The sequence below is a fragment of the Croceibacterium soli genome (assembly GCF_009828065.1).
Lineage (GTDB): Bacteria > Pseudomonadota > Alphaproteobacteria > Sphingomonadales > Sphingomonadaceae > Croceibacterium_B > Croceibacterium_B soli.
The window spans coordinates 341,659-359,489 of the sequence record NZ_WTYK01000003.1; the positions used below are offsets into that span (position 1 = coordinate 341,659).

General features: G+C 66.3%; 17 protein-coding genes. 9 read left to right on the forward strand and 8 right to left on the reverse strand.

Annotation, left to right across the window (positions count from 1 at the left end; genetic code table 11):
* The first annotated feature begins 2 nt into the window (after positions 1 to 2).
* Positions 3 to 245, forward strand: a complete 243-nt coding sequence (locus GRI75_RS07435; protein WP_160746321.1) for a MoaD/ThiS family protein — start codon at positions 3 to 5, stop codon at positions 243 to 245.
* 4 nt (positions 246 to 249) lie between these two features.
* On the forward strand, positions 250 to 693 hold the full coding sequence (locus tag GRI75_RS07440) for a molybdenum cofactor biosynthesis protein MoaE (protein WP_160746322.1): 444 nt from the start codon (positions 250 to 252) through the stop codon (positions 691 to 693).
* Here GRI75_RS07440 and GRI75_RS07445 read toward each other — a convergent pair.
* Positions 690 to 1,181, reverse strand: coding sequence for a hypothetical protein (locus GRI75_RS07445; protein ID WP_160746323.1), 492 nt, complete (start codon positions 1,179 to 1,181; stop codon positions 690 to 692). The two genes, GRI75_RS07440 and GRI75_RS07445, sit on opposite strands and share 4 nt — an antisense overlap.
* 195 nt (positions 1,182 to 1,376) lie before the next feature.
* On the opposite strand from GRI75_RS07445, the gene rplU reads away from it, so the two are divergent.
* The 4 genes from rplU (at position 1,377) to GRI75_RS07465 (ending at position 3,612) form a co-directional block, all read left to right on the forward strand.
* Entirely contained in the window at positions 1,377 to 1,868 is a 492-nt protein-coding gene (rplU, locus tag GRI75_RS07450; protein ID WP_160746324.1) for a 50S ribosomal protein L21, read from the forward strand.
* Positions 1,869 to 1,891: 23 nt separating this feature from the next.
* Positions 1,892 to 2,161, forward strand: coding sequence for a 50S ribosomal protein L27 (gene rpmA, locus GRI75_RS07455; protein ID WP_160746325.1), 270 nt, complete (start codon positions 1,892 to 1,894; stop codon positions 2,159 to 2,161).
* 165 nt (positions 2,162 to 2,326) lie between these two features.
* Positions 2,327 to 2,893, forward strand: a complete 567-nt coding sequence (locus GRI75_RS07460) for a GNAT family N-acetyltransferase (protein ID WP_160746326.1) — start codon at positions 2,327 to 2,329, stop codon at positions 2,891 to 2,893.
* A 182-nt stretch (positions 2,894 to 3,075) separates the two neighbouring features.
* On the forward strand, positions 3,076 to 3,612 hold the full coding sequence (locus tag GRI75_RS07465; RefSeq protein WP_160746327.1) for a MarR family winged helix-turn-helix transcriptional regulator: 537 nt from the start codon (positions 3,076 to 3,078) through the stop codon (positions 3,610 to 3,612).
* A 32-nt stretch (positions 3,613 to 3,644) separates the two neighbouring features.
* Here GRI75_RS07465 and GRI75_RS07470 read toward each other — a convergent pair whose 3' ends face one another.
* From GRI75_RS07470 to wrbA, 4 genes are all read right to left on the reverse strand, one after another.
* Positions 3,645 to 4,691: a hypothetical protein gene (locus GRI75_RS07470; RefSeq protein ID WP_160746328.1), complete on the reverse strand. Its 1,047-nt coding sequence runs from the start codon at positions 4,689 to 4,691 to the stop codon at positions 3,645 to 3,647.
* A 70-nt stretch (positions 4,692 to 4,761) separates the two neighbouring features.
* The gene (locus GRI75_RS07475; protein ID WP_160746329.1) at positions 4,762 to 5,289 is read right to left on the reverse strand and encodes a hypothetical protein; all 528 of its coding nucleotides are present in this window, start codon (positions 5,287 to 5,289) and stop codon (positions 4,762 to 4,764) included.
* Between the two features lie 105 nt (positions 5,290 to 5,394).
* Entirely contained in the window at positions 5,395 to 8,781 is a 3,387-nt protein-coding gene (locus tag GRI75_RS07480) for a TonB-dependent receptor domain-containing protein (protein WP_160746330.1), read from the reverse strand.
* 468 nt (positions 8,782 to 9,249) lie between these two features.
* A complete protein-coding gene (gene wrbA / locus GRI75_RS07485) occupies positions 9,250 to 9,849 on the reverse strand; it encodes an NAD(P)H:quinone oxidoreductase (RefSeq protein ID WP_160746331.1) in 600 nt (199 codons plus the stop codon).
* 274 nt (positions 9,850 to 10,123) lie between these two features.
* Here wrbA and GRI75_RS07490 point away from each other — a divergent pair, with 274 nt between their 5' ends.
* Positions 10,124 to 12,265, forward strand: a complete 2,142-nt coding sequence (locus GRI75_RS07490; protein ID WP_235911385.1) for a hypothetical protein — start codon at positions 10,124 to 10,126, stop codon at positions 12,263 to 12,265.
* A gap of 7 nt (positions 12,266 to 12,272) precedes the next feature.
* The gene (locus GRI75_RS07495) at positions 12,273 to 13,013 is read left to right on the forward strand and encodes an SDR family oxidoreductase (protein ID WP_160746333.1); all 741 of its coding nucleotides are present in this window, start codon (positions 12,273 to 12,275) and stop codon (positions 13,011 to 13,013) included.
* Between the two features lie 398 nt (positions 13,014 to 13,411).
* Here GRI75_RS07495 and GRI75_RS07500 read toward each other — a convergent pair whose 3' ends face one another.
* Positions 13,412 to 13,873: a DUF2231 domain-containing protein gene (locus tag GRI75_RS07500; RefSeq protein WP_160746334.1), complete on the reverse strand. Its 462-nt coding sequence runs from the start codon at positions 13,871 to 13,873 to the stop codon at positions 13,412 to 13,414.
* A gap of 66 nt (positions 13,874 to 13,939) precedes the next feature.
* A complete protein-coding gene (locus GRI75_RS07505) occupies positions 13,940 to 14,749 on the reverse strand; it encodes a hypothetical protein (protein WP_160746335.1) in 810 nt (269 codons plus the stop codon).
* 223 nt (positions 14,750 to 14,972) lie between these two features.
* Between GRI75_RS07505 and GRI75_RS07510 the strand changes: the two genes are divergently transcribed.
* Complete coding sequence (locus GRI75_RS07510) at positions 14,973 to 15,596, forward strand: response regulator transcription factor (RefSeq protein WP_160746336.1); 624 nt, start codon at positions 14,973 to 14,975, stop codon at positions 15,594 to 15,596.
* Here the strand turns inward: GRI75_RS07510 and GRI75_RS07515 are convergent.
* Positions 15,574 to 17,826, reverse strand: coding sequence for a PAS domain S-box protein (locus GRI75_RS07515; protein ID WP_160746337.1), 2,253 nt, complete (start codon positions 17,824 to 17,826; stop codon positions 15,574 to 15,576). The two genes, GRI75_RS07510 and GRI75_RS07515, sit on opposite strands and share 23 nt — an antisense overlap.
* Positions 17,827 to 17,831 lie beyond the last annotated feature (5 nt).

The following is a 17,831-nucleotide window of genomic DNA, read 5'->3' on the forward strand; positions in this document are numbered from 1 at the left end:
CAGTGCCCGTCAAACTGGTGTTCCTCGGCAAGCTGGCCGATCTGGCGGGCGCGCCCGAGCGCGAGGTCGAGGCGCCGCTCGATTGGCAGGCGCTAGTCGGCACTCTCGGGGCCGAACTTGGCGATGCGCTGGCGGGCGAGAAGGTGAAGGTCGCCGTCAACGGCGCGGTGCTTTCCGACAAGACGGCGCTCAGCGCAAAGGATGGCGACGAGGTCGCGCTGCTGCCGCCCGTTTCCGGGGGCTGAGCGCATGAAGGACGTTCGACTGCTGGCCGAAGCTTTCGCTCCCGGGCAGTTCCTCGAGCCGTTCGCGCAGGCCCATCCGGGGCTCGGCGGGATCTGCACGTTTGTCGGCGCGGTCCGCGCTGACGAGGCTGTGGAGGCGCTGGAGCTGTCGCATTACGAGCCGCTGACGCTTGCCGGGATGAACGCCCTGGCCGACCGGGCGCTGGAACGGTTCGAGCTGATGGGGATCCTCATCGTTCACCGAGTCGGCGAAATGCGCCCCGGCGAGCCGATTGTGCTGGCCTCGGCCGCCGCCCACCATCGCCGCGCGGCGATCGAGGCGGTGGATTTCGCGATGGACCACCTCAAGTCCGACGCCTGGTTCTGGAAGCGGGAGAAGCGCGCCGGCGCCTGGCACTGGATCGAACCGCGAGCCGAGGATCACGCGGACCTGGCCCGCTGGGGCTAGCGTAGGGCCGCGGCGAGTTCCGCGATCAGGGCGCTCTCCGCCTCGACCATATCGGCGACTCGCTGGCGTGCCGCCGCGATCCGCTCCAGCTCCGTCCCTTCCACCGCCGCGTCGACATAGATCCGGTCGAGATCGGCCAGCGCGATCATCGCCTGGCTGCGCGCCGCTTCCAGTCCCGCCAGCGCGACCTGCGCCTGGGCCCAGTTCTCGCTGCCAACCCCCGCCCCTCGGGCGGCGGAAACGGTGCGGCGGGCCGCCGGCGCCTGGTTCTGGAACGCCGCGTGGGCCGAGGCGGCATCGCGGGTCAGGCCAGCGAGCCGGTCGAGCACGGGCGCAGGAGTGGCCGAGGGCACAAAGGGGGCCGGCGCGGGAATGGTGCCGGAAACGCGCTCCGCATCGCGGATCGCCAGGCTCGGGTACTCCCCCGAAGGTGTCGAGCAGGCGGCGAGGCCGGCGAGGGCGAGGGGAGCGAAGGAGCGCGGCAACATGCTTGTGGCTTAGCCCGGCCCATGACCGCTTTCCAGCGTCGATCGGGCGAAATTGCCTGTGCTGGGCGTTGACAGCCACAAGCTCTTGGCCTAACGGCTGCGCTCTTTCCGGCGCCCAGCTCGGCGCCCTTTTTTGTCGTTCGTGCCGGCGCAGACCGGTGAGGGCGGCAGTCGATACGAACGGATTAGGTGACCATGTTCGCAGTAGTGCGCACGGGCGGCAAGCAATATCGCGTTTCCGCCGGAGACAAAATCGCAGTCGAGAAGCTGGCGGGTGACGCCGGCGACACGATCCAGTTGGGTGACGTTCTGCTGGCCGGCGATGGCGGCGAGATCAAGGACGTGGCCGGTCTAACGGTTGCGGCCGAGATCATCGCTCAGGCGAAGAGCGAAAAGGTCACGGTGTTCAAGAAGCGCCGGCGGCACAACTACCGCCGCAAGGCCGGGCACCGCCAGCAGATGACCCTGCTGCGCATCGTCCAGGTCGGCGATTCGAAGTTCGAGAAGACCGCTGCTCCGACGGCGGAAGCCGCGCCGAAGGCTGAAGAAGCCCCGGTGAAGGCAGAGACCAAGGCGAAGGCGGAACCGGCCCAGCAGGCCGAGGCCGTCAGCGCCACCGAAGAGAAGACCACCGCCAAGAAGCCGGCCGCCAAGAAGGCACCGGCGAAGAAGGCGGAAGAGAAGTAAGAGCCGAGACGGAGTAGATCGAGATGGCACATAAGAAAGCAGGCGGTTCATCCCGCAACGGTCGCGACTCGGCCGGCCGTCGCCTCGGCGTGAAGAAGTTCGGCGGTCAGGAAGTGATCGGCGGCAACATCATCGTGCGTCAGCGCGGCACCCGCGTCTATCCGGGCACCAATGTCGGCATCGGCAAGGACCACACCCTGTTCGCGCTTGGCGCGGGCCGCGTGCGATTCCACGGCGGCAAGCAAGGCCGCAAGTACGTGTCGGTCGACATTATGGCGGAAGCCGCAGAATAATCGGATGACCAGCAAAGGGGTCATCCACCGGGATGGCCCAGCCGGTCTTAAAATCCGGCAAGTCGAGGGAGATGGGCCAGCCCGTCTCCCTTTTTGATTCTCCCTCGCAACCAACCTGTCACGGAACCCGAGTAGGGCGCCGGGCGGGGGCGAAGGAGAGAGACGATGTTCATCCGTAGCGGCAGGTTGTTCCTGCGGCCGGCGTTCCCGGAAGACAGCCGGGAACTCTACGAAGCGATCTGCGACGCCGGCATCGTTTCGATGCTGGCCAGCGCGCCGTGGCCCTATCTCCGGCAGGATGCGGAGGCGTTCTGCGCCGCGCCGGTCGATCCGCTGGCCCCGCGCTTCGTCGTGACCCTGCCGGGCGCCAAAGGCGCGCCGATCATCGGCACCGTCGGCTTCAAGCGTGCCGACGGTGGACTCGACATGGGCTTCTGGATCGCCCGCGACCACTGGGGCCGCGGCTATGCCACGGAGGCGGGCCGGGCAGCCCTGGAGGTCGTCCGCGCGCTGGGCCACCGGCGGGTCCAGGCGGACCACTATCTCGACAACCCCGCGTCCGGCCGCGTGCTGCGCAAGCTGGGCTTCCGCGAGACGGGCGAGATCAGCCCGACGTTCTGCCGCGCCCGCGGCGGCGAGCTGGTGCTCGCCCGGCGCTACGGCCTCGAACTCGACGCGGCGGAAGCCGACGCCGAAGTGGCCGATCAACGCGACCGAATGCGAGCGGCCTGAGTCGCACCAGATCCTCCGGCCCGGGCCGGTCCGGAACGGACAGACCGTCCCGGACCGGGCCGGTTTGCGCTACCCCGCAATCGTTGACTTTATCTGGTTGACGCTGGGGCCGGGCGGTCACAACATCGTGTCACATTCCGCCTCCCGCACGTCCGTGCGGCTCCTATCCAGTAAGAGATCCCGTGCCCCATCGCCCTCCAAAGAGCACTTTCGACATCTATCGCGAAGGCGGCACGACGCGGGACATCTCCCTGCTGATCAAGCTGGTCCTGATGGTCCGCCGCTTCCGCAATCAACTCGACGAAGCCTTGCGCCGGATCGACCAGAGCACCGCGCGCATGGAGATGCTGAGCGCGATCCTGAACATGCAGGGACCGAAGTCGCAGACCGACCTGGCTCGCCGGCTGAGGGTCGAGGCGGCCACCGTCACCCGTATGATCGACATACTGGGCAAGGAAGGCCTGGTGGAACGCACGCCAGACCCGAACGACCGGCGGGTCAACCTGCTGTCCATCTCGCCGAAAGGCGAGGCCGTTCTCGCGGAGATCTTCCGCGTCTACGATCGCCTGCGGAGCCACTTGCTGCAGGACCTGAGTGCCGACGACGTCGAGCAGATGCACGCGATGATCGATCTCATGACCGCCCGGCTGGACGAGCCCGAGCCGGCCGCTCAGGTCGTCATCGAGCCGCTCGAAAGCGTCGACCGCCTGCGAAGCTAGAGCGCGACACGCTCCCCGAAGAACGCTGAGCCTTACTTTTCCGCTGCGGCCGCTTTCGCGCGCTCGGCGCGGGAGGCGGTGACGTAATTACGCAACTGCACGTTGCCCTCGTGGCAGGCGTACTCGAACAGTTCGTAATCGTCCTGTCGTTGCCAATCGAGCCGCGCGCCCCAGTCGGCGGTGAAGATGACGGGATCCGACCAGGTCATCTCGTAGACGATCGTGTCAGGCCCGGTCATCGTCAGCCGCTCGACGAGCTTCGCCTCGGTGCTGATCGGCGTGTCGTTCTCCGGCGGCGATCCGGTGGTGACGATGTTGGTCGCGGAAGGGCCCGGGCGGAAGTCGGTGGTTTCGATGACGAGGGTGTTCTCGTCCTCCCAATGCCCGCGGCTCCGGCCCATCCAGTTGCCGATCGCGGGGACGTCATGCGCCGTGCCGTCGACCGGTACGATGCGCACTTCGTGGATCATCTCAAGCTGGATGGCGACGAGCCCCGGCGCCTGGAACAGGCGGATGCCGTTGTTGTACTGCATCGGCAGCATCGAGGCGGGCAGGCCGCGGGTGATGCAGCGGTCCCAGCTGTCGAAGTCGGTCGCCCAGTCGAACTCCTGACCGGCACGCCAGCTCGACCGCATCAGGGCCGACAGACGCTTGCCCTCCGCGGTCATCTCCGGCAGCCGGCCGTTCGCCGGCTGCACCAGCAGCGACGTGCGGCGGCTGGTCTCGCCCATCTCCACCCAGTGGCCCTGGCCAATCTTGTCGCCGGCGTCCTCGTTGTCGTAGCGATTCGCCAGGCCTTCGATCCGCTCGTCGCGCTGGGCGAACTCCTCGTCGGTCAGGAACACCCGGTTGCCTTGCTCGGGCGTGCGCTGCAGCGGCAGGCCGTTGAGGTGCGAGATCGGCCAGGTCCCGCGGAAGTCGGGATCGCCCCATGCGGTCTTGGACGGCGCAAAATCGTCCGGCACCGGGGGCAGGACGGTGAGATCCTGGTCCTGCGCGGCGGTCGGGCTCGCCCCAGCGGGGGCAAGGGCGAGGGCCGCGGCACAAGCCAGCAGGCGCAATCTTCCAGTCAAAGCCATGGTATCAGTCCGTCTTTAGGCGTGCGATGGGCGGGCAATCCGCTCTCGGAACAGGCGAGGGCGCGGGTAATCATCTCACCCGCTGGATCCGGAGCGAGCGCTGGTCGGCGTAGCGCATGAGGAAGCTGCCCAGGGCGCCGCTACGCAGCACGATCTTGCTGCCCGCGCGCGGTGGATCGTACGAGGGCGGAGCGGCGTCCGCGAAGCGCCACTGCGCCCCGTCCTCCAGCGTCAAGAGGTACAGCCCCGGTTCGGTCTGCCGCGCCGTCCGCACCCGGGCCTCGATCTCTTCGGCAGGCCGCGCCTCACGCACCGGCTCCGGCTTTGGCAGGCTTTCGGCGCCGAAGCCGGCAGGCGGCCGCTCCGCAGGGGCCGGGGCGGCGATCTTCGGTTCGGCCTGGACCGTCGCCGCTGCCGCGATCAGCTGCGCCGCTTCGATCGTTTTGTCATAGCAGGCGACCCGAGCGCCGATCTCTCCGATGCGGGCGCATTCCGCCATCAGGCGGACCACGGCCTCATGGTCAGTGCGCGCATGGGCGCCCGAGGCCAGAAGGGTGCCGGCCAGAACGGCAGCGGCGAGGGTGCGGATCGCGATCATCGGCCTGTCTCCATTCGGGGAGCAGTGGCGGCGGGCCACTAAGGGAGGAAGGACCCGCCGCCACTGCATGCTTCGCGGCCGACCGTCGGCCGGCCGCTCTGCCTGCTAGAAGCTCACGGTGGCGCCGACGTAGAAGCGCCGCCCGAGAACGTCGTACTGGCTGGGGTTGTACGGATTGGCCGCCCGCCCGAAACGGGGCGTGCCGTCGCCGATCACATCGTCGGTGAAGTACCCGACGTAGGGCGGATCGGCGTCGAACAGGTTGTCGATGCCCGCACGCAGGGCGATCGAGTCCATCAGCTCGTAGCGCGCGGTCAGGTTGAACAGGTCGTAGGCCGGGGCGCCCGCGACGTTCGTGGTCTCGTTCGTGGCTGCTTCGACCGAATCGATGGACGGCTTGTGCTGCCACTGGAGCCCGACCGAAGCCGGTCCGACCGAGTAGTTGAGCCGGGTGAACAGCTTCCAACGGTAGGATCCGGACTGCGTCCCGACCGCGTTGGCCGCTGAAGGGCCGAGCGTGCCGGCATAGTCGGTCAGCGGGATGGCGATCTGGTCCGGGGTGGTCGCGAACTCGTCGAGATACGTGAAGTTGACGTTGAGCGAGATCGCGCCCGGCAGCGGCAGCTCGGCATCGGCGAAGCGCAGCGCCCAGTCGAGCTGCACGTCGACGCCAGAGGTCTTCACCGCCCCCTGGTTGTCGTAGTTCACCTCGACCACCTGCTGCGTTCCGTTGGCGGAATCCCGCTCGATGCGGCGGCAGGCGTTGTTGAGCTCGAAGTTCGGGTTGAACTCGCGCGTGAAGCACTGGCGGAACACCGAATCGATGCCCTGCTGCGAGATGCCGTCGGTCAGGTGGATGTTGTAGTAGTCGACCGACAGGCGCAGCCGGTCGAGCCAGGGGTTGCTGGAGAGATCGGAGATCACCGCGCCGATGGTGTAAGTCTTGGCGGTTTCCTCCTGCAGTTCGTCCGCGCCGGCGAGCAGCGAGGTGAAGAACTGGCTGCCGATCAGCTCGGTGGTGCGCGAGTCGCTGTAGTAAGCGGCCGCGCCGTCCGCCCCCATCAGCTGCTCGCAGAGCGACCGGACTTGCGCCGCGGAATCGGGGTTGAGGTCCGGGTTGGCGGAGTAGTTGCCGTACTGCAGGGGGGAGGTGCCGTTCTCCGGAGCGCAGGGATCGCCGTCGCTCGCCAGCACGAGCTGGTTGGTGCGCGCGGTGAACAGCTCGCCCAGGTTCGGCGCGCGGCTGGCCTTCTGATAGCCGCCGCGGAACCGCAGCCAGCTGGTCGGCGCCCACTCGCCGTTGATCTTGTAGGTGCCGATTGTGCCCACCGAATCGTAGTCCGACATGCGGTAGCCGAGCTCGAGGTTGAGCTCCTCCACCAGCGGCAGGCCTTCGAGCACGGGAACCAGCAGCTCGCCATAAAGCTCGCGCACCGCGGTAGAGCCTTCGGTGCTCGCCTGCGGGAACGTGGTCGTGGTTTCGTAGAACGAGGAGCCCTCGAACGCCGAGCTGTCGGAGGTGAACTCGATCGAGTTCTTGCGGTACTGCCCGCCGACCGCGAAGCGCAGCTGGCCCGCAGGCAGTTCGAACAGGCCGCCCTGCAGGTTCGCTTCCACGAGATCCTGCACGATGCGGTTCTCGAACTGCAGGTCCGCGCTGGTGGCCGGATCGCAGTCCGCGCTGAAGGCGGAGTTGACGATGAACGGGCTAAGTCCGGTCTCGCAGCTTGCCGTGGCGCCATAGCGGGCGCCGTTGTTGCCCAGGGCGAAGAAGTTCCTCCCAAAGTTCGGAGAGGTGAGGATCGTGCGGAAACGCTCGATCGAGACGAGGCCGACGAGGTTGGTCTTGGCGACGGTTTCGCCATGCGATGCGATCACGTCCCAGGTGAAGTCGGTGCCGGGGATTTCACCTTCGAAGCCGAGCTGCATCTGGAAGGTGTTGTTGAAGGTGTTCACCCCGCGCCGTCCGAACGCGTCGAGCGAGTAGTTCGCGGTCCAGGGCGCGTTCGGATTGGGACGGCTGTCCAGCAGCGCGGCGATGTTCGCCGGAACCGGGAAGACCTGCTTGTTGGTGCAGCCGCCGGTCGGCCCGCAGTTCAGCCCATAGCGCCCGCCGGCCATGAAGTCTGGATTGGTCGGGTTGTCGCTGAGGTCGTTCGGCGTGCCATCCGGCAGGACAGAGGAAACCCGGAAGCTGGCCGTCTCGGGGGCGTAAGGGCTGCCGGTGTAGACCTGGTCGTTGTAGGGGATGTCGGTCCCGGTCGAGCCGAGCAGCACCGTGTTGAACGACAGCGAGCGCGTTTCGGTACGGGCGAAGTAGGCCTGCCCCACGAAGGTTGCCCACGGCGCCACCTCGTAATCGCCTTTGGCGAAGAAGGAATAGCGGTCCTGCGGGGAGGACAGGATGCGATCCGGGTTATTCTGCTCCAGCAGGCCGGTGTCGATGATCTTGCGGGTGACCCCGTCGTCCAGCACGCCTTTGTAGTTGAGCAGCAGCGGGTGGTAGGTGCCGTTGGCGGTGGTGGACGTGTTCACCCACAGCGAACCATCCGGGTTGAAATAGATCGGGGTGCTGTTCGGGATGTTCACACCGGCGGGCCGGCTGGGGAAGTAGCTGTTGAGCAGCGCACGGTCGAACGGGTTCGAACCGGCGGTGGACAGGTAATTCTCCGACAGGAAGAATTCCTCACCGCGCACGAACGGGTCGGCGCGCGCTTCGCGGTAGGACTTGCGGTCCGAACGCAGCAGCTCCTCCCGCTTGTAGTATTCCATTCCCAGGAGGACGCTGCCCTGGCCGCCGTCGAGCGAGGAGCCGACGATCGCGGACAGGCGGTATTCCTCTCCGCCACCCTGCGGCGAGAAGCTGACCTGGCCGTCGAAATCGACGCCGGTGAAATCCTCCTTTAGGATGAAGTTGACCACGCCGCCGACAGCATCGGCGCCATAGGTCGATGAAGCGCCGCCGGTGATGATCTCCACCCGCTGGATCGCGGCCGAGGGGATCGAGTTGATGTCGATCACGCCGGTGCCGTTGATCGGCGTGGCGCGGCGGCCATCGAGCAGGACGAGATTGCGGTTGGAGCCGAGCTGGCGAAGGCTGATCGTCGATGCGCCCGGCGTGGAGTTGGCGTTCGGCTGGATATCCGCGGTGTCGAACTGGGTCAGCGCCGGGCTGAACTGCGGCAGCTTGTTGAGGTTGGCTTCCAGGCTCACGGCGCTCGACTGCTCGATCAGGTCGGCATCGACCGTCACGATCGGGCTCGTCGCCGTGTAGTCCGGTCGCGCGATGCGCGAGCCCGTGACGACGATGCCCCGCTCGGTGGTGGGGCCGCTGGCGTCGGGCATCGTGGTGTCCGGTTCCTCGCCGGCATCCAGCTCGGTCTCGGAATCGACGTCCTGCGCCAAAGCCGGTGCGGCGCCGAAGGCCATCGACGCTGCTGTCGTCATGAGGACGAGGCCGTAAACCGCCCGTCCTTCCGCTCTCATTCTCATGGACCACTCCCTCATGGCTCGTCTCGGCTCGTTCGGCCGATCTCTTGTGTTCGGCTCCGCGCGGCGCGCCGGGCGGAGAAGGCGATTCGAGGGGAGATCGTGGCGTTCGTTGGCTCATATCGGTCTGGGTTTCAGGCGTTTTCCGCGCCCGCCCCAGTCCTGCATCTCTCCCCGTCCTCGAGCCGGTCGGGCCCGAGAGGCGCCGTCGTATAGCTAGCTAATCTTTACGTCCAGAGAGATTTGCAATGCAAAAATCTTAATCAAAATGGTTTATCACCGTAACTAGTTGGCGATATGGCGGAAAGCCCCGGCGAGCGGCAGCCGAGCCGCTGCCATCTTCGTGGCATCGCGGCGTTGTGTGAGGCTTTCGCGCACGCGAAGCCGCGAAGGACCGGACCGGACCCTTCGCGGCTTCTGTTCGAATCGGATCGGCTCCGCCGCCCTCTGGCGGTGGATGCCAACTGCCGGTTAGCCGGAGAGCTTCGCTGCCGTCTCCGCCACGCGGCGGCCGAGGTAGCGCGCGCCGTTGAGATCGACTTCGCTCGGCTGCCGCGATCCGTCGTTGTTGGCGATCGTCGTGGCGCCGTAAGGCGCGCCGCCGCGGACCACGTCGACGCCGTTCTGCTCCGTGAAGCCGTAGTCCAGCCCCACAATCGTGCAGCCCATGTGCAGCAGGTTGGTGATCACCGAGAACAGGGTCGTTTCCTGCCCGCCGTGCTGCGCGGCGGTGGAAGTGAACGCGGCGCCGACTTTGCCAATCAGCGCGCCGCGCATCCACAGCCCGCCGGTCTGGTCCCAGAAGCTCGCCATCTGGCTGGTCATGCGCCCGTAGCGGGTCGGGGTGCCGACCACGATGCCGTCGTAATCTGCCAGCGCATCCGGCCCTTCGATGCAGTCGTGCTTCATCGGCTGGAACCCGGCGGCCGCGACCACTTCGGCGGGGGCGGTTTCGGGCACGTGGCGGATGTCGCATTCGTGCCCGGCGCCGATCACCCCTTCGGCGACGGCGTCGGCCATCTGCGCGATGTGACCGTAGGACGAGTAGTAGAGCACGAGGATGCGAGCCATGATGTTTCCTTCCGAAGTGGCGAATGCACCGGAACAGCGCGCCGCCCGGCGAGCAGTTCCGTCGATCGAATGCCGACACCGGCATTACCAAGCCCGCACCAGGCTGGAAATGTTCCGACAATCTTACTGAACGTTCCGATGTCGGCGCCCGCAGAAACTCCGGAACAGCCGGACTTCAGATCAGTTTCGCAAGGCGATGACCCAAGCCACCGAACAACCCAACACCGTCAGCCCTAACGCATTGTCACTTCGGGAAGAATTGGCCGGGAATGCGATGAAGCGCCTGGGCCGGTTCGAACTCGGAGACCTCGACGTGGAGGTCCGCGCCGGACGCGATTCCGTGTGGTGCCTTATCCGGCGTGACGGGAAGGGCGGCCTGGCGCTGCGCACCGCCTATCTCGGCGGAGCGGCGTTCACCTGCACCGAGGCGACTGCGGAGCCCGGGCTGGCCCTGCAGATCGAAGTGAAGAGCGCCCTCGGCCGCCACCGACTGTGCTTCACCACCAGCGGCGCCGATCTGCATCGGCTGCGCGCGCAAGTCCTGTTCACGCCTGCCGAGACGATGCGTATCCCGCACATCCCGCGCGATCTCTACCCGCTCGACGAGAAGGACGATCCGAGCAGAGTCCAGGGCAATGTCGAAGCGGCGCAGCGCGGGGTGAACGCAGGCCTGGTCTATTTTCGCATGGACGAGCCCGAGTTCGGCAGCGTCCTCTACTTCCAGAACCTCACCTCCCTGAACCCGTATTTCGAAGCCACCGGCACCAAGCCGGACGGTGTGGTCGGGGGAGCATGGCCGGAACTGGGCTACCTGCCGCCCACGCCCGAGAGCCAGCAGGTCGACAACCCCGGGCTCTTGGCCAAGGGGGAGGAGATCGCACTGTCGGACGCCATCATCGTCGTTCGCGACTGGGCGGCGAACAACGAGCGCGAAATGGCGCGCCAGTTCCTGCAGATGCTCGGCGTAGCATACCAGTCGTTCGAACTGCCGCGCGTGGATTACCGCGACTGGGTCGGACGTGCCGATCGCACGCTGCGCGACCTGCAGACCGCGCCGGTGGCACTGGAGAAGCACTTCGGCGATCTTTACGTGATGCCATATGTCGAAGGCGAGGTGCCCGACGTGATGGTGCAGCTCTCCGTGATCCAGGCGCTGCACGAATACGCCAAGTGGGGCCGGGAGCCGATCCCGCTCAAGGACGAGCTCAAGAAGGGCCTCGAGAAATTCTACGATCCCAAGGTCAAGACGCTGCGCCGTTTCCTGCCGGACGTCGGCGACGAGAAGGACAACAATGCGGTCGATTCATGGTACCTCTATCACCCGATGCTCAACCTCGGCCGGCTGGCGCTGGACGGCGACGAGCAGGCGCGCGAGCTGCTGCTGAAGTCGATCGATTACGGGATCGATGCGGCGCGGCACTTCAAATACGCCTGGCCGATCATGTACGACATCCGCGACTTCTCGATCATGCAGAAGGCCCGCGGCGACGAGCGCTTCGGGCAAACCGACGTCGGCGGGATCTACGCTTATGTCATGCTGCAGTGCTTCGAACTGACCGGCGAGGATCGGTTCATCAAGGAGGCGCGGGCGGCGCTCGACGCGGCGAAGGATTTGCGCTTCGACCTGCTCTACCAGGCGAACCTCACCGTCTGGGGTGCGGTGGCGTGCTTGCGCCTGTGGCGGATCACCGACGATCCCGAGTACCTGGCGCAGAGCTACGTTTACCTGGCGGGCCTGTTCCATAACTGCGAGATCTGGGAATCCGAGATCGGGCACGCCAAGCACTACCGCAACTTCATGGGCGTGACCTGCCTCCACGACGCTCCGTACATGGCCATGTACGAGTGCTTCGAAACTTTCGCCGGGTTCGACGAATATCTCTCCCAGGCCGGGCCCGATCTGGAAACCGCCGTGCGCATGCTGGTCAGCGAATACTGCAAGTATGCGCTCGACCGCGCCTGGTTCTACTATCCCGACGTGCTGCCGCGGGAGATCATTCACACGGGCGAGCACCAGAGCGGGACGATCGATCCGACCCTCTCGTTCCCGCTCGAGGATCTCTATGGCGACGGACAGTCTCCGGGCCAGATCGGGCAGGAGATTTATGGCTGCGGCGGTGCGTTCGTCTTCGCCACGCGCTCGCACCATCACGTCGAAGGTGCACCCTTCCGGCTGTACTGCGACCACTTCGTCAGGACCCAGGAGCGTACCGGCGAGCGGGCACTGAGCGTGCGGCTCGACGGCGGGGAGAACTGCACGGCCAACGTCAGCCTCGTGCGGCTCAAGCGCAAGAAGCTGCCGAAGATCAGGGTCGCGACAGCCGGCGGCGACGCGATCCGGCCCCGGCTCACAACCGACGACCGCATCGACTTCCACGTCCCGGCCCATGGCCGGTTCGTGCTCACCTGGGAGTGAAACCGGAATGAAAGCCACCCACACTCCGCTTGCCGGAAAGCGCATCCTCGTAACCGGCGGAACCACGGGCATCGGGCGAGCGACCGTGAAGATGCTGGTGGAGGAGGGCGCCCGCGTCCTGACGTTCGGCCGGCACCAGCCGGAGCTGGAGGATTCGCTGGCGAACGCGTCGGGCGGGGAGGGCGAAGTGTCGGGCTTCACCGCCGACAGCAGCACGCGCGAAGGCATCGAGCGCGTCTTCGCCGAAGTCGACGAGCGGCTCGGCGGCATCGACATGCTCGTCTGCTGCGCCGCCCTCGGGGCCGGCCCGCTGCACGAGGAGGACGAATGGCGCTACATCGTCGAGACGAACCTGCTCGGCTACCTCGGCTGCGCGCGCCAGTCGATCAAGCGGATGGAGACCTCCGGCGGCGGGCACTTGCTGTTCGTCGGCTCGATCAGCAGCACGATCAAGGCGCCGGGGGAAAGCGTCTATTCGGCCACCAAAGCCGGCATCGATGCTTTCGCAGAGACCCTGCGCAAGGAAATCTCCGAGGAGAAGAACATCAAGGTCTCGGTGATCCAGCCGGGCTCCGTCGGGAGCGATATGCAGGAGTGCACGATCGAGGAGCAGCGCGAAGCGATCGCCAACCACGAGATGCTCTATGCCGAGGAGATCGCCGAGGCGATCCTGTTCACGCTCACCCGCTCGGAACGGTGCGACGTGGTGACCCTGAGGATCGAGCCCCGGGTGCAGAAGACGAGTTGAGCCTCTGCGGGGGTGGTTCGGTTGGGCGGGCCCGGGCCCTCATCCAAGCTTCGGTAGCCGGCAAGCCGGCAACCTGCGCTATCCTTCTCCCACGAGTGGGAGAAGGAGTAGTGCGCTGCCTCCAACTTCCTTCTCCCACCAGCTGGAGAAGGAGTAGTGCGCCGCCTCCAACATCCTTCTCCTAACAGTGGGAGAAGGAGTAGTGCGCTGCCTCCAACTTCCTCCTCCTACCAGTGGGAGAAGGAGTAGTGTGCCGCCTTCAGCTTCCTGTACCCACGAGTGGGAGAAGGAGGATGGAGAGGGCGCGACCACTTCCTTCTCCCACTGGTGGGAGAAGGATACGAAGGCTTAGCGGCTCTGCCGCTTAGCCGCAGTTGGATGAGGGCCGGCTCCCCGGATCAGTGCTCTCGCTGATCCGAGACCCCCACCCGGTGGTGATAGACCAGATCGCCGCCGCGCCACCCGGAGAACGCCAGGATCGCCACGGTGGCGGCCGAAAGGATCAGCCCGGTCGATTCGATCGGATCCGCCACGTCGTCCATGCGCAGCACGAAGTTGACCAAGGCGAGGGTCACGGCGGCGAGATTGGCGAGCATGTGCTGCCAGGCGTGTGACAGCGCCCGAATGCGCTGGTCGCCGAAGAAGTCGATGAATCCGGCCACCGCCGCCAGCAGTGCGGTCACGATGCCGGAGCCGAGCAGGATCGCCGAAAGGGTCGCCCACCATCGGTCGTCCGTCTGAGTGAAGACGATGTCGCTGACCAGCGCGCCGATCAGGAAGGCGATCGGGAACGGGATCAGCATCGGATGAATGGGGTGGCCGGCCACCCGCGCTGTGCTTCTCGGATTTTCCAGGGTCATCGGCTGTTCTCCGCCTTGGGGCGAAGCTGGAACGAGGCAAAGCGCGGATGGGTCCGGCCGGACTGCTTACCGGCCGAAGCTGAGCCCCAGCGTAACGCCGGCTCCGAGATCCGGGGCGCTTTCGCTGAGCCCTCCGGAGCCGTACAACCCGAGTGAAACGCCGCCGCCGACCGCCGTGTTGACGCCGCCGAAGACCCGCTGCTCGTCCTCTACGGTATCGAGCGAACTCTCGGCGTAGCCATAGCCGACATGCGCGGTGGTGGCGCCGCCAAGGCGGAGAGAGGCGCCCGCGTGTCCGGACACGGAGTTCCTCAGCTCGAAGCCCTCGGGATCGCCAGGCATCGTGTAGGTGACGCCGACGAAGGGAGTGACCGGTCCGATCTGCTTCGCCAGGTCCGCGCCGACCGAGTAATCGGTCTCGCCGGTACCCAGGCCTTCGCTGGTGGAGGCCGTCGGCAGCTTCACGCCGCTGCGGACGCTGGCGATCACGCCTCGGCCGGAGAGATCATAGGCGAGGCCGAGGCGAAGGTCGCCGAGGCCCTCGCGCGTGGTGACGCCTGCCGGCCGGCTCGGATCGACCAGGATCGGCAGCCCGAGCGGACCGGTCGGCGGAATAACGTTCTCCGGCGCGGTAACCCGCACCCACGGCAGCTGCGCGCTCGCGTGGACGCGCCCGGTCGAGGCCCGCACGGTTACCGGTATGGACAGTTTCTCGATGTCGGATCCGGTGCCGTAATCGCCCTGTTCGAAGTCGAGGCCGGTCGAAAGCTCGAACCCGGGGCCGCTCCGGTCGCGGACAGCGGGAGCGTCCTCCAGGTCCTGCGCCAGCAAGGGCGAAGGTGCGAGCAGGGCGGCGATAACAATGGCGTAGCGCAAGGCGGTTCTCCAGACGTTCGTTGGCACTTACCTGCTGAAACGAATGGGAGCCGGCGCTTAATCCATCGCCCGATGATCGCCCGCAGCCGCTTTGCCCTGGCAGCGAAACGGTCTTGACCGCGTTCGCTTTCATTCCGACGGTGCCTGCGGCGACACCGTTCCGGAACAACTTGGGTTGGGGGGCGGTTTCGTTGGGACCATCATCAAGTACCTTGCGAGTTTCATGAGCAAACCCAATCGCCGTGTTTACATCGTCGACGACGACTCCAGCGTTCGGCGTTCGATGCGGTTCGTTCTGGCGGCTGCCGGCTATGAGCCGCGGCCGTTCGCCTCCGGAGAGGACTTCCTCGAGGAACTCCCGCACCTGCAGCCCGGATGCGTTCTGCTGGACGTGCGCATGCCGCAGCTGAACGGCCTGCAGGTTCTGTCCACGGTGCGGGAGAGGGGCAACCGGTTCCCCGTCCTCGTGATCACCGGGCACGGTGACGTGCCCACCGCCGTGGAAGCGATGAAGCTGGGGGCCGACGACTTCCTCGAGAAGCCGTTCGTCGACGATGTGCTGCTGCGCTCGCTCGAGACGCTGTCGGCGCGGCTCAACGAAGATGCCGAGCACGACCGCCGCCTGGCGGAGGCGAGCGAAAGGATCGCGCTGCTGACACAGCGCGAGCGAGAGGTGCTGCAGGGCCTCATCGGCGGCTACTCCAACAAGGAGATCGCCCTCAAGCTCTCGCTCAGCGTCCGAACGGTGGAGTCCTACCGCGCCGATCTGATGCGCAAGCTGGAGATGTCCTCGGTGGCGGACCTCGTACGCTTCGGGATCCTGCTCAACCTGCCACCGCTGGACTGAGCTCCTCGCCCGCTGGCGCTGCCCGCAAGGTGAAGGCGAAAACCGCGCCGCCGCCCGGGCGGTTCTCGGCCCAGATCTTTCCGCCGTGCGCCTCGACGATCGTCCGGCAGATGCTCAGCCCTACGCCCAATCCGCCCGGCTTGGTCGAGGCGAATGCCGAGAACAGGCGGTCGACGATATCCGGACGGACACCTTCGCCGCGGTCGTTCACGCGGATCACCACCTCGCCCGCCTGCACTTCGGCAGTGATGCCGATGTTCTTTCGTTCGCTGTTGGCCACGGCTTCCGCGCTGTTGCGGAGCAGGTTGAACAGGACCTGCTGCAGCTGGACCGGATCGGCCATCACCTCCACGTCCGCAGGGACGTCGGTCGAGACCGTGATGCCGGCCGCGTGGGGAGCGGGGATTGCCATCCTCAGGGCCGCCCCGACGGAATCGAGCAGCGGAACCGGGTGCATCTCGGCGGTGCCGTGTTCGACCATCCGGCGGACCCTGCGGACGATCTCGCCAGCGCGGGTGATCTCGGCCTGCGCCTGACGCAGCCCGTCCTTCACCTCGGCGGAGTCGAGAGGCTCGCCGGCGTCGATCATCCGCCGCGCGCCCAGGAGGTAGTTTCCGGCCGCGGTCAGCGGCTGGTTGATCTCGTGAGCGAGGGTGGAGCCCATCGTCTCCATGGCGCTGATCCGCGAGATGTGGACCAACTCGGCCTGCAGCCTGTTGATCCGCTCCTGCGCCTCCACACGCTCGGTGATGTCGGACATGGCGCCAATCATGCGGACGACGTTCCCCGCTTCGTCCCGCAATAGGAAGCCGCGGTCGAGTATGCAGCCATAGGAGCCGCTTGCGCGCAGGAAGCGGTATTCGGATTCCCACCGCTGCTCCGCGCCTTCGGCAAAGCGCGCGAGGCTGTTCACCACCGCTTCGCGGTCGTCCGGGTGGATGCGTTCGTGCCACCAGTCGAATCCCTCGCCAGGCGATTCTCCGGTTAAGCTGGCGGAAGAACTGCTCCACACGATGGTGTCGCGCACCAGATCCCATTCCCAGATCGCATCTCCCGTGGCCAGCGCGGCGAGGCGGAAGCGCTCCTCGCTTTCGCGCAGGGCCTGCTCGTTCCGAACACGTTCGGAGATGTCGCGGGAGATGGCGATCACGCCCTTGGTGACGCCGTCTCGCTGCCAGGGCACCTTGATCGTCTGGAAGGTACGGATCCCGTCGGGGGTAGGGACTTCCTCTTCGATCATCAGGCGCTGCCCGGTCCTGATGACTTGCTGGTCCTGCTCTTCGAAGCGCCTGGACAGTTCCGGGAACTGGGCCCCGCCCGCCTGGCCTGCGGAGACGCCGAAATCCTCGGTCATCTTCTTGTTCGCCAGGACGACGCCGCCCTGGGTGTCTTTCACGAAGATCAGGTCCTCGGCACCGTCGATCACCCCTCGCAGCAGCGTCTGCGTGTCCGCCGCCTTCTGGCGCGCTTCCACCTCGTCGGTAATTTCCCGGGCGACGACGATCGTGGTGGGCTCGTTCGTTTCGCTATGCCGGACGAAGGAAATGGCGACCGAACACCAGACGACTTCTCCATTGGGCCGGACGTATCGCTTCTCGAGGTAGAACGGAGTTTCCGACTGCGCATGCCTGTTCAGGAGGCCGACGTTCCCCGGAATGTCGTCCGGATGGGTGAACGCCTCCATGGAGAGGCCGTCGAGTTCCTCCCGGGTTCGCCCCAGGATCTTGCAGAACCGATCGTTGATGACGATCAGCCGATGGTTCTCGGCATATTGCATGATCCCGACGCCGGCCCGGCTAAGCACGGTATCGAGTTCGTTGTGCCGGCGAAGCAGCTCTTCGGCCGCCCTGCGCTGCTTGGTGATGTTGCGGAAGTAAACGACGAGGAGCGCCCCGAACGGTACCAGATCGACATCGTACCAGGCTGCGGACGGGGAGGCCGAGAGTGCCTCGAAAGCCTCGCTCTTCCTGGTCGCCGCTACTCTGCGGAGCGCTGATTCCGTCTTGGTCCCGATCACGTACGGGAACGCTTCCCACACCGACGACCCCAGCAGGTCCCGGTCACCCAGTTCCGCGATCGCCTGGGCATTGAGGTAAGCGATGCGCCAGTCCGCATCGAGAACCATCACACAGTCGCTCGTCGCGTCCAGCAGCTCGAGTGGAAGCGCTGTTCCCTGGCCGGCAGGCTCGTCCGCCGACTGTTCCGTGGGTCGCCGGGCTGGTTCGGTCATGGATG